The sequence below is a fragment of the Mariniflexile sp. genome (assembly GCF_041583155.1).
In the GTDB taxonomy this organism is placed as follows: domain Bacteria; phylum Bacteroidota; class Bacteroidia; order Flavobacteriales; family Flavobacteriaceae; genus Mariniflexile.
This window is the reverse complement of record NZ_JBFHGK010000011.1, coordinates 40052-54134: the sequence shown is the minus strand read 5'-3', so window position 1 is coordinate 54134 and position 14083 is coordinate 40052. Positions and strand designations below refer to the sequence as shown.

Genomic DNA, 14083 nt, shown 5'->3' with positions numbered 1-14083 from the left:
CAAACTTAAATCCACAAAAAAAGCCTTTCAATAATTTGAAAGGCTTTTACTTTTTGGGTGGAAGACCGGGCTCGAACCGGCGACCCTTGGTACCACAAACCAATGCTCTAACCAACTGAGCTACAACCACCATGTAGCAGGCATTATTAATGCGAGTGCAAATGTAATTGATTTCAATCGTATCTACAAAGACTTTTTTGAAAATTTTTAGTTATTTTTTTCAAATAAAATATAACTAACTGAAAACTAAATTAAATCAGACAAACTATTTACCGCTACGTACCGCTCTACATTAAAACCCTCTGCATACTCCACACCTATTAAACGTCCTAAATCTCTAGCACGATACGCAATACTATCGGTAAAATTTTTGCTAGAAATAGGGGTTTCTGGTTCTTTACTATTTGCGTCATAAAACTGCGTTTTATATGCTAAAACTGCTTTCATTTTTACATCTAAATAATCTGAAACATCAACTACAAAGTCTGGCTCTAAAATTTTCCATTGAATATAATGGTAGACTAGTTTTGGACGATAAGCTGTCTGTTTTTGTCCATTTAATTCTGTTTCTATTTTTATTAAACCACTTAAAAAACAGGAATCGCTAACTAATTTACTACCTTTTCCATGGTCTATATGCCTGTCGTCAATGGCATTACAAATAACAATATCGGGTTGGTATTTCCTAATAACTTTAATAATTTCTAATTGATGCGTTTTATCATTTACAAAAAAACCATCAGCAAATTTTAAATTTTCTCTTACTAATACTCCTAAAATGCTTGCTGCTTCTGCCGCTTCCGATGCTCTTGTTTCTGCGGTACCACGGGTTCCCAATTCACCAGCAGTTAAATCTATAATACCAACTTTTTTACCATTGGCAATTTCTTTAGCCAAAGTAGCTCCACAACCTAATTCAACATCATCAGGATGCGCTCCTATGGCAAGTATATCTAATTTCATATGTTCTTATTAAATTATTTAAATAGCACTTTTAATAACTATTAAGAGCACTAATATCATTAATTTTCAATGTTTCAAGACTAAATTAAATACAATTCTCAATAATTTAATAGAAATCTAATTATTAAAAATCATATCCAACTTTTAACAGTATTATAATCAAATTTTTATCAAAAAAACTGAATATAATTTAAAAATGCTTGTTTTTTATTCGCATGACTTTTGTCATAATTTAAGCCGTTTAATTGTAATAAATTTATAACAAACAAAAAAATCAACACGTTTCAAATAAGTGTACAAATTTACAAAAACTAACTGTAGTTTAAAACTGTAATGAAGTTGCCGCACTTAATCTAAACTGGTTCCTTGATATTGTTTAAAACTAATTTTGTTAACAATAAAAGATAAATATATACAATATCACTTAATCTAATTCTGTAAGAGTGATATGTGCTTTAAAATTTAATAAAATGAAAGATTCTGCAATACTTACCGCCAACACAGGGTTAGAACGCTACGGATTAGAGAATGTAAAAGTTTACTGGAATTTAACTCCTAAAGCTTTACAGCAAATCACCATAAAAAATAATATGGGCAGGGAGACTTTAAACGGCACCTTAGCTATTAATACAGGTAAATTCACTGGGCGTTCTCCACAAGATCGTTTTATCGTAAAAGATGATTATACTAAAGATAAGATATGGTGGGGAAAAGTAAACAAACCTATTTCTCCAGAAAACTTCGACAAGCTTGAAAAGGAATTGAAAAAATATCTTTCAGGAAAAGAAATTTATGCAAGAGATGGCTACGTATGTGCTGCACCAGAATACCGAACCAATATTAGAACTATAACCGAACTACCATGGTCTAGTCTTTTTGTTTACAATATGTTTTTAAGACCTAGCGAAAAGGAACTTGAGAATTTTAAAGAAGAATGGCTGGTACTTTGTGCGCCTGGTTATGTGTGTCCAGACCCTGAAGCGAATGGCATTCGACAAGGGAATTTCTCTATCATTAACTTCACTAAAAAAGTCGTAATTATTGGAGGTTCGGCATACACGGGAGAAATTAAAAAAGGTGTGTTTTCTGCTTTAAATTTAATTTTACCAATAGAAAAAAACGTGTTACCAATGCACTGTTCTGCTAATGTTGGTGAAGTAGGTGACACAGCTATCTTTTTCGGTTTATCTGGAACAGGAAAAACAACACTATCTGCAGATCCTGATAGAAAACTAATTGGAGACGATGAACATGGTTGGACTGCAGACAATACCATATTTAATTTTGAAGGCGGTTGCTACGCCAAAGTAATTGACCTAAGCGAAGAAAAAGAACCAGACATTTTTAGAGCTGTTAGGCCTGGAGCTTTATTAGAGAATGTTGTATTTAAGCCAAATGGCGAAGTAAATTATTTAGATGGTAGTATTACCCAAAATACACGTGTTAGCTATCCTATCCACCATATCGATAACATCCAAGAAACTCTTTATGCAAAAAATCCTAAAAACATATTTTTCCTAACCTGCGATGCATTTGGCGTTTTACCTCCGGTTTCTAAATTAACTCCCGGACAAGCTGCTTATCATTTTATATCTGGTTATACCGCAAAAGTTGCTGGAACAGAAGCTGGTATTACAGAACCCGTACCTTCATTTTCTGCATGTTTTGGAGAGCCATTTATGCCCTTACACCCTACCGTATACGGCGAAATGTTAAGTAAAAAAATGCAAGATGCAGGCGTAAACGTTTGGTTAATAAATACGGGCTGGAGTGCTGGACCCTATGGTGTAGGCTCTAGAATAAAATTAAAATATACAAGAACCATGATTACCTCCATTCTTAAAGGCGGATTAGATGGTGTAGATTTTGAGCAAAACCCCATATTTGGACTTTTTATGCCTAAATATTGCCCAGGAGTCCCCACAGAAATATTAGACCCTATGAACACTTGGTTGCAAAAAGGTTTATACATAGGAAAAGCCATTCAACTCGCACATTCCTTTCATTTGAATTTTGAAAAATATGCCAATGAAGCTTCTCAACAAATTATGGAAGGAGGCCCATTGATAGATGAACATCACCATTTAGAAGAACATATTTAATAGCAATAAATTTTCTTCAAAGGAATCCTTAGGGGTTCCTTTTTTTTTATCCATACTAGGCAACGAATTATAATAACAACAGTAACAATTAGCCTATATTTAATATTAACAAATTGATTAAAAACCCATTAGTGTCTCAATTAATAATTTGAAGCTTTCAAATAAAACTTACCTTGCCACGTGTTTTTTTGAGTAAGAAGCTTATCTATTTTATCTACAATTTCAAAATTTTTAAGTCCGTTCCATTTCGGAGCAATTAAGAGATCTTGCGGTGCTTCACTAACAAAACGTTCAATAATAATATCGGGACGCAGCAGACCAATAAATTCTGAAATGAATTCGATGTAATTTTCAGCCGTAAATAAATTGAATTGTTCAGGTGAAGTTTTAAATTGATGTGCCATTATCGATTTTTTCACAATCTGTAAATGATGAAGTTTTAATGTGGTAATGGGCAGTTTTGAAATTTCGATAGCGTGATTAAGCAATTCTTCTTTTGATTCATTTGGTAAACCTATTATTAAATGCGCTCCTAAATGAAAACCTTTGTTTTCACACAATTTATAGGCTGCAATTGTATCTTCGAAGCTGTGGCATCTATTTACATCAATCAATGTTTTATTAAGCGTACTCTCAACACCAAATTCTAAAGAAATATAGTATTGCTTAGATAAAAAGGACAAATAATCTATAATCTCTTCAGAAATACAATCGGGTCGGGTGCCTATTACGAGTCCGATGACGTTTTCCACACTTAAGGCTTCTTCATACATTTTTTTTAGAGAATCTAAATCTGAATATGTATTGGTATATGCCTGAAAATACGCAAAGTATTTTTGAGTTTTATACTTTTTAGAAAACCGCAGAATACCTTCTTCTAATTGTTGTTTGATACTTTTGGTAGGTACACAATAATCAGGGTTAAAGGTGTCATTATTACAGTAAGTACAACCGCCAAAGCCTTTAGAACCGTCTCTGTTAGGACACGAAAAACCAATATCCAATGTTATTTTTTGAACTCGATTTCCGAAAGTGGATTTAATAAATGAAGAATAATCTAAATAACGTTTCCCTGTAATTAGCATATAAAAAAGTTGAATGCAAAATTACTAAAAAACGAGACAAAGCTTATTCGATTTTTCTGTTTTTACAGCCTGTTTAATTCAAAGCTTCTTTGTAAACTTGCAAACAACGTTCTCTTGCAAATTTATGATCGACTATAGGTGTAGGATAGGTTAATTCTTGAAAATCAGGAACCCAATATTTAATATAATCCAGATTTTTATCGAACTTTTCAATTTGTGTGGTAGGGTTAAATATCCTAAAATACGGAGCCGCATCTACCCCACTTCCGGCTACCCATTGCCAGTTACCTACATTGCTCGACAATTCATAATCATGTAGTTTTTCGGCAAAATAAGCTTCGCCCCAACGCCAATCTATAAGTAGGTGTTTACATAAAAAACTCCCAACAAGCATACGAACACGGTTGTGCATGAAGCCTGTTTCATTTAGTTGCCGCATGCCTGCATCTACTAAAGGATAACCTGTATTCCCTTCACACCAAAGTTTGAATTCTGCCTGATTATTTCTCCAAACAATTCTATCATATTTGGGTTTAAAACTATTAGTAACGGTATGTGGAAAATGCCATAGAATCTGCATAAAAAACTCACGCCAAATGAGTTCTTGCCAAAATATCTCGTTTTTTTCGGCTATAGCCCTTTGAATCATTTTGCGGATACTTACTGTACCAAATCGCAAATGCGGGCCTAACTTTGAGGTAGCATCTTTTGCCGGAAAATTTCGTGTAGCTTCGTAATTCTGAATTAATTCTGAAGATACATCAAATGCTTCAATTTTTTGAGTGGACTTTTCAAAACCAATAGTTTCTAGATCTAAATTAGGTAACTGTGTGTCCTTAATAAAACTTTCAAAAAGACTTTCTGTATTATAAATCTCGAGTTTTTCTGTATTAAATTTAGCTTTCCAAGACTTCATATACGGTGTGTACACCACATACGGCGTGCCATCACTCTTAACAACTTCATCTTTTTCAAAAATAACCTGATCTTTAAAAGTTTTAAATTCTATATCTTGGTCATTAAGAAACGATTGAATTTCTAGATCTCGTGCATTAGCATACGGCTCATAATCATGGTTTGTGTAAACCGAATTAATAACATAATCCTTTACAAGCTTCTTATAAACTTCTAGCGGTTTGCCATAATACATAGCCAAACTACTTTCACAGCCTTCTTCTAGAGTTTTTCTAATGTTCTGTAAATTCTGGTAAATGAAATTAACGCGTGCATCATTCTTAGGAAGTTTTTCTAAAATTTCTGTATCAAAAATAAAAATGGGCAATACAGGATATTCACTATTCAAAGCCTCATAAAGCCCTTTATTGTCATCTAACCTTAAATCGCGTCTAAACCAAAATATGTTTACTGTTTGCTTCATAATATCAAAAGGTCTTGAAATGAGACCACTATTAAACCAATCGATTTATTTAGTATTTACCAAATAACGCTTCTAACTTTTGGGTTCTGTAATTAAATATTTCTTCCAACTTTGGCTTTACTAAAATAGGATGTATTAGCGAGCCTAAGAAGCCAAAAGGTAATTTATAATCGATAATATCTTCCATTTCTACGCCGCCTTCAATTTCCTTTATAAAATGCTTATGATACCAAAGCGCATATGGTCCAAATCGTTGCTCATCTACAAAATAATGCTTATCAATTACATGTGTAATTTCAGTAACCCATTTGGTTTTAATACCTAAAACAGGCGTTACAATATATTGTATAATTTGACCCGCAAACATCGGTTTATCGGCTCCCGACAAAATATGAAATCCCATATAATCTGGCGTAATTGTTTTAAGGTTTCTAGGATCTGATAAAAAATCCCAAGCCTGATTAATTGATATAGGCAAGTTTTGTTTTTTATGTAAAGTATAAATCATTTTAATTATAAAGTAAAATATAAAGATTTAAGGAGCATGCAATGCAAAGCCATAGGAAATAAGGCAATATCAACAGCGTTTTAAATTTTAATTGTTTCGCATAATTGTACATTAGAATGGTAACTATACTCGTAAGTCCTAAAATAACTACTAAGCCAAAAGTTACTAAATGCTGATTGAAAAAGATAAAATTCCAACTCACATTTAAAATAAACTGCACTATAAAAAGCATGATTACTTTCGTATTTGGTAATGCCGAATACAAATAGGCCATATAAACCGAAAAACATAGCATTATAGTGCTCCAAGCTGCCCCGAAAACCCACCCTGGCGGTGTCCAAGGCGCTTTATTTAATTGCATATACCAATCGGTTTGCGGACCATTATTCATTAATAACGTCCCTATAACTAAAGCACCAAAATTGATAACTAAAAATACCCCTATTAGCTTAGCTAGTTTCATCTACGGTTTTTTAATTGGTCAATTTTTGGTAATAACGCCTGTGCCATCGCAAATTTCTCATCGCTAAGTCTTCTATTTACAGAAGACAATTCATGCCATTCTTGCATTAACTTCTTAAAACGGGCTTCTAATATTTCAATTTCTGATTTTTTCTTTTTAAAAAAATTAAACATAGCTCTTATTTTAAATTATTAGTTATTTTACTGTTTAAAGGATTTGTAATTGAATAATAGTAGTCTATTAACTCACCATTTTTTCCAACCAAATATTTTTGAAAATTCCATTTCACAGTGGAGTTGGTATTACCATTTTTGGACTGCTTCGTTAACCATTGGTATAGTGGATGTTGGTTAGCGCCTTTAACATCAATTTTTTCGGTCATTAAAAAAGTAACACCGTAATTTTGCTTGCAGAACGTTTCTATTTCTTTGAAGGTTCCTGGTTCTTGTGCACCAAACTGATTACAAGGCACACCAACAACCATGAGCTTATCTTTATGTAAATCATATAGTTTTTGAAGCTCTTCATACTGCTTGGTAAAACCACATTTTGAAGCCACATTAACAAATAAAATGTACTTATTTTTATAATCTGAAAGATCTATAGGTTCACCGGTTAAGCTATTTATTTTTATGGAATAAATAGATTCCGAAGGACTGGTTTTAGGTGAAGAACTAAATATTGAAAACATACAAAAAGATATAACTATTAGTTTCATTTATTCTAAATTTTAAAGGATACAATACCGCAGTCCATCTGAAAAATTTGACCTGAGATTGATGCAGCTTTTTCTGACATTAAAAATACGCTCATTTCTGCAACTTCTTCTGGATTTAGGAATTTTTTAAGAGGATGACGCTCCGTAATTGCTTCAATCATCTTATCATTTCGCAGTAATTTTGAAGCCAACTCTGTGTTTGTAACCGTTGGTGCAATGGCATTAATCCTAATAGTTGGAGCCAACTCTGCTCCTAAAGATTTTACCAAACCTTCAACTCCAGATTTTGCTGTTGCAATACTGGCATGATAAGGCATCCCTAATTTTGCCGCAACGGTACTAAACAACACAATAGAGGGCTTACTCGCTTTTTTAAGCGCATCTAAATACTTTTGTATTGCTTTAACTGCACCAAGCACATTAATCTCAAAATCTTCGCGGAATTCATCCAAACTGAGTCTTGAAAACGGTTTTAAATTAATGCTCCCTGGGCAATAAATTAAACCATCTACACTATTAATTTCGGGAAGGTCATCCTTTAGAATATCACAATTAAAATGTGTTAAATTAGGATGTGATATATCTGGTGCCGACCTGCTAAGGTTGATTATTTTATGTGTTTCTATTAATTTTTCAACAATAGCTTTGCCAATACCTTTACTACCCCCTATGACTACGATGGTTTTCATTTTAATTAAACATTTGCGATTAAACTTTTACCTTGTAATCGTTTTTCTACTTTTCGTTTTATGGCTGTTAATCGTTTCATAATATCCATAATTTGCTCATCTTTTTTGCGTTTATAAATTTCATTTAAAGCCAGGATTAATGACTTTGCTTTTCTGGAAATTTCTATTCTATCGCTTGTTGAAAGTGATTTGAATTTTGTTTGTTCAAATTCCAATGCTTCGGTTATAATATCCATAATTTAATCTTTTAAATAATTTTGTAATTCTACTATTTTTGATGGGGTATTAAATTGTCCCCCATAATATGACGTAACCGTTGCAGACGATTCATCTTTAATGCCCCGAGACGAAACACATAAATGTTTTGCATCAATAATAACAGCAACATCTTCGGTTCCTAAAATTTGCTTTAAATCTTCAGCAATCTGATTTGTTAAACGCTCTTGAACTTGCGGACGTTTAGAATAATACTGTACTAGTCTGTTTAGTTTAGATAGGCCAATTACTTTACCCGATGAAATATAAGCCACGTGAGCCTTACCATAAATTGGCACAAAATGATGTTCGCAATTAGAGTAAAAAGAAATATTCTTTTCTACCAACATTTGGTTATACTGATACTTATTATCAAACAATGCAATTTTAGGTTTGTTTTTAGGGTTTAATCCCGAAAAAATTTCATCAATATACATTTTTGCAACACGTTCTGGGGTACCTTTTAAGGAGTCATCGGTTAAATCTAAACCCATTACATCCATAATTTCTTCAAACAATAAGGCTATTCTTTGTTTCTTTTCAGAATCGGATAACTTAAATGCATCCTTCTTCATAGGTGTTTCTAAACCTGTGTATAAATGATCGTCTCCAATATCCTGATGAGAAAAGCCATTAAGCTTATGACCATTTTTTTTGTGTACTAAAGTTTCTGTATTCATAGTGTCTTTTTTTTGTGCTGTCTTTATGTACTCATCTCATAAAGCAAAGCAACGTTATCGTTTTGATATTGAGTTGTGTGTTATCTGTTTTTGCCTTGAACATTTGAAACGACCTTTTTCAAAGGATCTTAATTTTTCATGTTTTGTTTTACGTCCTTGAACGCGTTTTCTCCACATTTTGAAACTACTCAGTTTCATTTCACGTCGCATTAATTCAATAATTTCTTGCTCCTTTATGCCGAATTGAAACGTAATGGCTTCAAAAGGTGTGCGGTCTTCCCACGCCATTTCTATAATACGATCTATGTCTGTTTCTGTATGACTAATCATGACGGATAAAAATTATGTTGAGAATCGTATTTAACTTTCTCATCCAACATCTTAGTGAAAAAGGCTTTATTTTCTTTAAAATTTATATTATTCTTAAAATGAACAAACTGGCCTTGTGCATGAATGCTGCAACCGTTTGTTTTATAAATGACTAATTGATAATACGGAATAACCCAAGTGAAATTTTTCAAACCTTTATTAATTCTAATTAAAATACCGATTGGTCGTAGCTCAATGTTAGCATAAGTAATATCTGAAACTGTATTAATGTAATGTTCCATTTTGGCACTTACAGTATCAATAATCAACCGTTTGGAACCTATCCCTCCCATTTTTAGTGCTCGTAACAAGCCAAAAGGTTTACCAACTAAATCATTAATTAGCTCCTCTTGCTTTTTATTTTTATAGGTGCTATTCAAAACCATAGGTGAAAGATACTAAAAAATATTTTTGTTTAACTATTTTATTTAAAAATTAAACAAATATTAACAACTCAAAATTTTTTTGTTAGTCGTTATACCTTAATGAAGATTACTTTTTGGCAAGGTATGTTTCCCTAAAATCCGTTTAGATTCCTTTTTTACCATACTATTATCTTTTAAATTCCACAGTACATCACTTGCTTTTTTGCGTGTATCTTCAAGATTCACAATAGGTTTAGGATAATCGACCCCAAATTTAAAACCATAGAAAATTTGTTCCATTTCGGTCATTAAATAAGGTTCATGTACAAATTGATTTTCCAATTTATCTAATTCAGGAACCCATTTTTTTATAAAGACACCATCAGGATCATACTCATAACTGTTTTTAATGGGATTATAAATACGAAGGATATTAACGCCCGTTTCACCTGCTTGCATTTGTAATTGCGGAAAATGAATACCTGGTTCAAAATCTAAAAACATTTGAGACAAATAGGTTGTAGCCTCTTGCCATGGTTGCCAAAGGTTATGAGTAAAAAACGAGACCACTAATGCCCGCATTCTAAAATTAAGATACCCTGTTTCATTTAAACAGCGCATACAAGCATCAACTAATGGAAAGCCCGTTTGTCCATTTTTCCATGCATTTTGGTATTCTTCAGAAATACTTTTTTTTAATTTATGAAATCCTTTATTAATACTTGCAGATTCCATAGTGTGTTCCATTTCAAACTTTTGAACAAAATGACTTTGCCATCGCAGTCTAGACATAAAAGCTTCCAAGGATTTCTTGTTTTTCGATGTTTCTTTTAAATGATATGCTTTATGATACACTTCTCTTATTGATAAGTTCCCCCAAGCTAAATACGGTGATAAACGGCTACAACTTGTTCGTGATAACTCTGGTTTAGAAAGGTGGCTTATATAATTTAAGTAGCGCTTTTCAAAAAAAGAATCTAGGTATTTTAAGCCCGTCGTTCTTCCTCCTTTTTGAAATGGGGATTTTAAATTAGTTTCCAAGCTTGGAACTGTAAACCATGTTTCTAATTCCACGATAGACTTTAAATTAAGTAACTGATTTTCATTAGGTTCAAATTTAAGAGGCTCATTTTCAAAAAAAGCATTACAATTTTCAATCCAAGTTTCTCGGTTGCTCAACCCTCGCTGTACACCATTGTTTATATTTTCTTTCCAAGTGATAAAATTATTTCTGCAAAATCGCTGAAAATTTTTATCTCTGTTATAAGTTGTTAAAACACCTGTTTCCTGATGCGAAAAAATACACCTAATCCGGTAAGAAGAAAGCAACTGATTAATTGCTGGAATGATATCTGAATTGATAATCAAAACTTTTGAATTATAAGCGGCAAGCTGCATATTCAAATCTACCAGCGATTGTTTGATGAAATCCCAATGACGCTTACTATAATGCGGATCATTTAGTAAAATGCTTTCAAAAACATATAATAAAAGCACCTGCTCTCCAGAGGCTAATGCATTATGTATAGCTTCGTTATCTTCTAATCGCAAATCTCTTTTTAACCAAACAATGTGTAATAAAGGCTTATCAGTATTCATCTTGATGCTGTATAATATGTTGAGCTCTTGTTTTTATATTCTGTAAATCGGTGCTTTTCATTTTATCTAATACGCTATACATCATACGCATTCTAAAATTACCTTCTAAATATTGTCGTTTTTCGTCTAAAAAATTCCAGTACAAACTATTAAAAGGGCAGGCATCTTTTTCTGTTTTCTTATTTTTATTATAATAACATTCATTACAGTAGTTCCCCATTTTATGAATGTATGCAGCAGAAGACACGTAAGGTTTTGTTGCAATTTTTCCACCATCTGCATATTGGCTCATCCCTCGGGTATTAGGCAGTTGCACCCATTCTATAGCATCAACATAAATACCTAAATACCAAGCATCCACTTCATTTGGGTGGGTTTGAGTTAACAAAGCATAGTTACCAGCAACCATTAATCGTTGTATGTGATGCGCATAGCCATTCTCTAAACTATTAGTAATGGTCTGTTTTAGGCAATTCATTTTAGTTTTACCCGTCCAAAAAAAATTAGGTAGCTTATTAAAATTTTCTAAAACATTTATTTTATTATAGTTTGGCATAAACGCCCAATACATACCTCGCATATATTCTCTCCAACCAATAATTTGGCGAATGAAACCTTCAACTTGCGAAATATGAATATTTTTCTCGTGTATACGGTAATAATTTATAACCGTTTTAACCACGTCTTTAGGTGAAATTAATTTTATATTTACGGCAAAAGACAATCTGGAATGAAACAGATATACTTCATCAGTATGCATAGCATCTTGGTAATCTCCAAAATGAATTAATAAGTTTTCACAGAAAAATTTGAGTTGTTCTAGGGCCTGTTGCCGTGTAATAGGATACAAAAAGGTATTTGTATTGAACACTCCTACCGTTTTAATAACTGCTTGTTTAATGTCTATTACAACTTCTGAGACGTCATTATTAAAAAATTTAAATGCCGGAATACTCACATCCTCTTTCCATGCATTTCGGTTGCTTTTATCGTAATTCCATTTACCTCCTTCAGGTTGGTTAGCAATCATTAATACATCATGTTTTTTACGCATATCTCGGTAAAAATTTTCCATGAGATAAATTTTCTTTCCTTTAAAAAACGTTTCTAGATCATGCCTTTTGGTATAAAAATGTTCACTATCGTAAACTTGGTTACTAATTGAAATTGATTTACAAAAACGACTTAATTGCTCATCCAATCGATACTCATCGGGTAGTTGATATTCAAATCGCTCTATTTGATTATTTTTTATAATTTGATTTAAATTATCATTAAGGTTTTGCTTATTTTCTTTGTCATTAATTTTGAAATAAATAACCCGATGTCCATTAATTTCTAATTCTTTTGAAAAAACTCGCATAGCCGCAAAAAACCCAATTACTTTTTGAATATGGTGCACGACATAATCGGTTTCTTGACGCATTTCGAACATACAGTACACCACATTATCATTAGTTTGCTTAAACCATGAGTGCTTAATATTTAATTGATCGCCAAGTATAAGTCGTAAGGTTTTCATTCAAATAATTTGTTTTGTAACCACACGTTTTGATATTTGGAAGCAGCATCATAACGTTCTGCTTGTAATTTTATATTGAATTTTCTATCCCTAGGATCATTACCAACACCCGAAACATACATCCAGTTTCCGTAATTACTATGTACGTCGTAATCTAGCAACATCGATTCAAAATAAGCTGCCCCAATACGCCAATCAAGCTCAAGCGCTTTAGCAAAAAATGAGGCCACATTTTGGCGACCTCTGTTGCTCATCCATCCCGTTTTTCTTAATTCAATCATATTAGCATTTACAAAAGGTTCAGTAGTAGTTCCAGCTATCCAGTTCTTTATAAGTTTCTCGTCATCATTCCAATCATATGTTTTTTTCAAAATACCACCAATTTTAAAAATATTGTTTTGGTGTTTTAAGGAGATATATTTAAAATAATCTCTCCATATCAGTTCAAAAACAAGCCAATAAGTCGATTCATTTTTAAAATATTCTTGCTCAAATCGTTTTACCTCCCAATAAATAGTGCGTACAGATAAACTACCATTTGCCAGCCATGGAGAAAATTTTGAACTAAAATCTTTTCCAATTAATCCATTACGTGTTTGTTTATAAACCCCCAACTTTTTGGTTTCAAAAAAATAATAATGCAGGCGTTGCAAAGCATTACTTTCCCCTCCTTGAAATGGAAAAGCCGTGTTGGAATGTGTTTCATAATCATGAAATCCTAAATCTTTTAAAGTTGGAATTAATGTGTTTTCGGTTATGACGTTTGAGGTACCCTTGTTAATATTACTGATAACCGTCCTAACTTTTGAATTCTTTTCAAGGTGTTTTCTAAAATCTGTAAACACATCTGGAATTTCGTTTTTTGCAAGTTCAATATCCTCTGGATGAAACAAAAACTGGTCGTAGTTTTCAATAAATGAAATGGAATTTAAAAGATTTTTTTTAAGATTATCGGTTACCAAAACTTCCTCTTTTGTCCATTCTTTTTGAGTATAAACGGCATCTATATTATAATTTGAAACAATATTAGGAATACAATTTTCGGGTGTATTTTGATAAATAAGTAGCGGAATGTTTAACTTAGATAATTGCTGCTTTAAATCGGTTATCGTTTGAATTAGAAACCTAGCTCTAAATTTTTCTGTTTTTTTGAAGCCGAATTGCGTAACCCGGAAATGCCTTGGATCAAAACAATACAATGCCAAAACACTGTTATGATTTTTTAAAGCCTCAAAAATGGATGTATTGTCATGAACCCGAAGATTATTTCGAAACCAAATTAATGCCCTATTGTTTTGTTTTTGCTGCATTTTTTACTGCAATACTTTACATTATTCCAATTTTGTTCCCATTTTTTTCGCCATGAAAAAGGCAATTTACAGACAGC

The 14083-nt window shown here is 32.5% G+C and carries 17 protein-coding genes and 1 tRNA gene; 1 reads left to right on the top strand and 17 read right to left on the bottom strand.

The window, feature by feature from the left end; all coding sequences use genetic code 11:
- Positions 1-55 precede the first annotated feature (55 nt).
- Positions 56-131: transfer RNA gene (locus ABYI63_RS06010), tRNA-His, on the bottom strand.
- A 115-nt stretch (positions 132-246) separates the two neighbouring features.
- Positions 247-963: a bacillithiol biosynthesis deacetylase BshB1 gene (gene bshB1 / locus ABYI63_RS06005; protein ID WP_372754476.1), complete on the bottom strand. Its 717-nt coding sequence runs from the start codon at positions 961-963 to the stop codon at positions 247-249.
- A gap of 470 nt (positions 964-1433) precedes the next feature.
- Here bshB1 and pckA point away from each other — a divergent pair, with 470 nt between their 5' ends.
- The gene (pckA, locus tag ABYI63_RS06000) at positions 1434-3065 is read left to right on the top strand and encodes a phosphoenolpyruvate carboxykinase (ATP) (RefSeq protein ID WP_372754474.1); all 1632 of its coding nucleotides are present in this window, start codon (positions 1434-1436) and stop codon (positions 3063-3065) included.
- 140 nt (positions 3066-3205) lie between these two features.
- Here pckA and ABYI63_RS05995 read toward each other — a convergent pair whose 3' ends face one another.
- The 15 genes from ABYI63_RS05995 to ABYI63_RS05925 all read right to left on the bottom strand — a co-directional run bounded on the left by ABYI63_RS05995 (position 3206) and on the right by ABYI63_RS05925 (position 14071).
- Positions 3206-4150, bottom strand: coding sequence for a TIGR01212 family radical SAM protein (locus tag ABYI63_RS05995; RefSeq protein WP_372754472.1), 945 nt, complete (start codon positions 4148-4150; stop codon positions 3206-3208).
- Positions 4151-4223: 73 nt separating this feature from the next.
- Complete coding sequence (locus tag ABYI63_RS05990; protein ID WP_372754470.1) at positions 4224-5528, bottom strand: deoxyribodipyrimidine photo-lyase; 1305 nt, start codon at positions 5526-5528, stop codon at positions 4224-4226.
- Between the two features lie 49 nt (positions 5529-5577).
- Positions 5578-6036 carry a cell division inhibitor gene (locus ABYI63_RS05985; protein WP_372754468.1) on the bottom strand — a complete coding sequence of 153 codons (459 nt, stop codon included), beginning with the start codon at positions 6034-6036 and terminating at the stop codon, positions 5578-5580.
- A gap of 1 nt (position 6037) precedes the next feature.
- Positions 6038-6499, bottom strand: a complete 462-nt coding sequence (locus tag ABYI63_RS05980; RefSeq protein ID WP_372754466.1) for a TspO/MBR family protein — start codon at positions 6497-6499, stop codon at positions 6038-6040.
- Positions 6496-6672, bottom strand: a complete 177-nt coding sequence (locus tag ABYI63_RS05975; RefSeq protein ID WP_372754464.1) for a Lacal_2735 family protein — start codon at positions 6670-6672, stop codon at positions 6496-6498. Before ABYI63_RS05975 ends, ABYI63_RS05980 begins: the two co-directional genes overlap by 4 nt.
- Positions 6673-6677: 5 nt before the next feature.
- On the bottom strand, positions 6678-7190 hold the full coding sequence (locus ABYI63_RS05970) for a glutathione peroxidase (RefSeq protein ID WP_372754530.1): 513 nt from the start codon (positions 7188-7190) through the stop codon (positions 6678-6680).
- 32 nt (positions 7191-7222) lie between these two features.
- Positions 7223-7906, bottom strand: coding sequence for an SDR family NAD(P)-dependent oxidoreductase (locus ABYI63_RS05965; RefSeq protein WP_372754462.1), 684 nt, complete (start codon positions 7904-7906; stop codon positions 7223-7225).
- Positions 7907-7911: 5 nt separating this feature from the next.
- A complete protein-coding gene (locus tag ABYI63_RS05960) occupies positions 7912-8142 on the bottom strand; it encodes a hypothetical protein (RefSeq protein WP_372754460.1) in 231 nt (76 codons plus the stop codon).
- A gap of 3 nt (positions 8143-8145) precedes the next feature.
- Positions 8146-8841, bottom strand: a complete 696-nt coding sequence (folE, locus tag ABYI63_RS05955; RefSeq protein WP_372754458.1) for a GTP cyclohydrolase I FolE — start codon at positions 8839-8841, stop codon at positions 8146-8148.
- A 54-nt stretch (positions 8842-8895) separates the two neighbouring features.
- The gene (locus ABYI63_RS05950) at positions 8896-9171 is read right to left on the bottom strand and encodes a TIGR03643 family protein (protein WP_372754456.1); all 276 of its coding nucleotides are present in this window, start codon (positions 9169-9171) and stop codon (positions 8896-8898) included.
- On the bottom strand, positions 9168-9596 hold the full coding sequence (locus ABYI63_RS05945) for a hypothetical protein (RefSeq protein WP_372754454.1): 429 nt from the start codon (positions 9594-9596) through the stop codon (positions 9168-9170). The genes ABYI63_RS05950 and ABYI63_RS05945 overlap by 4 nt, the downstream gene beginning before the upstream one ends.
- Before the next feature lie 96 nt (positions 9597-9692).
- A complete protein-coding gene (locus ABYI63_RS05940; protein ID WP_372754452.1) occupies positions 9693-11174 on the bottom strand; it encodes a deoxyribodipyrimidine photo-lyase/cryptochrome family protein in 1482 nt (493 codons plus the stop codon).
- The gene (locus tag ABYI63_RS05935) at positions 11164-12696 is read right to left on the bottom strand and encodes a cryptochrome/photolyase family protein (protein WP_372754450.1); all 1533 of its coding nucleotides are present in this window, start codon (positions 12694-12696) and stop codon (positions 11164-11166) included. Before ABYI63_RS05935 ends, ABYI63_RS05940 begins: the two co-directional genes overlap by 11 nt.
- On the bottom strand, positions 12693-14006 hold the full coding sequence (locus tag ABYI63_RS05930; RefSeq protein WP_372754448.1) for a DASH family cryptochrome: 1314 nt from the start codon (positions 14004-14006) through the stop codon (positions 12693-12695). The genes ABYI63_RS05935 and ABYI63_RS05930 overlap by 4 nt, the downstream gene beginning before the upstream one ends.
- Positions 13976-14071: a DUF2256 domain-containing protein gene (locus ABYI63_RS05925; RefSeq protein WP_372754528.1), complete on the bottom strand. Its 96-nt coding sequence runs from the start codon at positions 14069-14071 to the stop codon at positions 13976-13978. Before ABYI63_RS05925 ends, ABYI63_RS05930 begins: the two co-directional genes overlap by 31 nt.
- Positions 14072-14083: the final 12 nt, after the last annotated feature.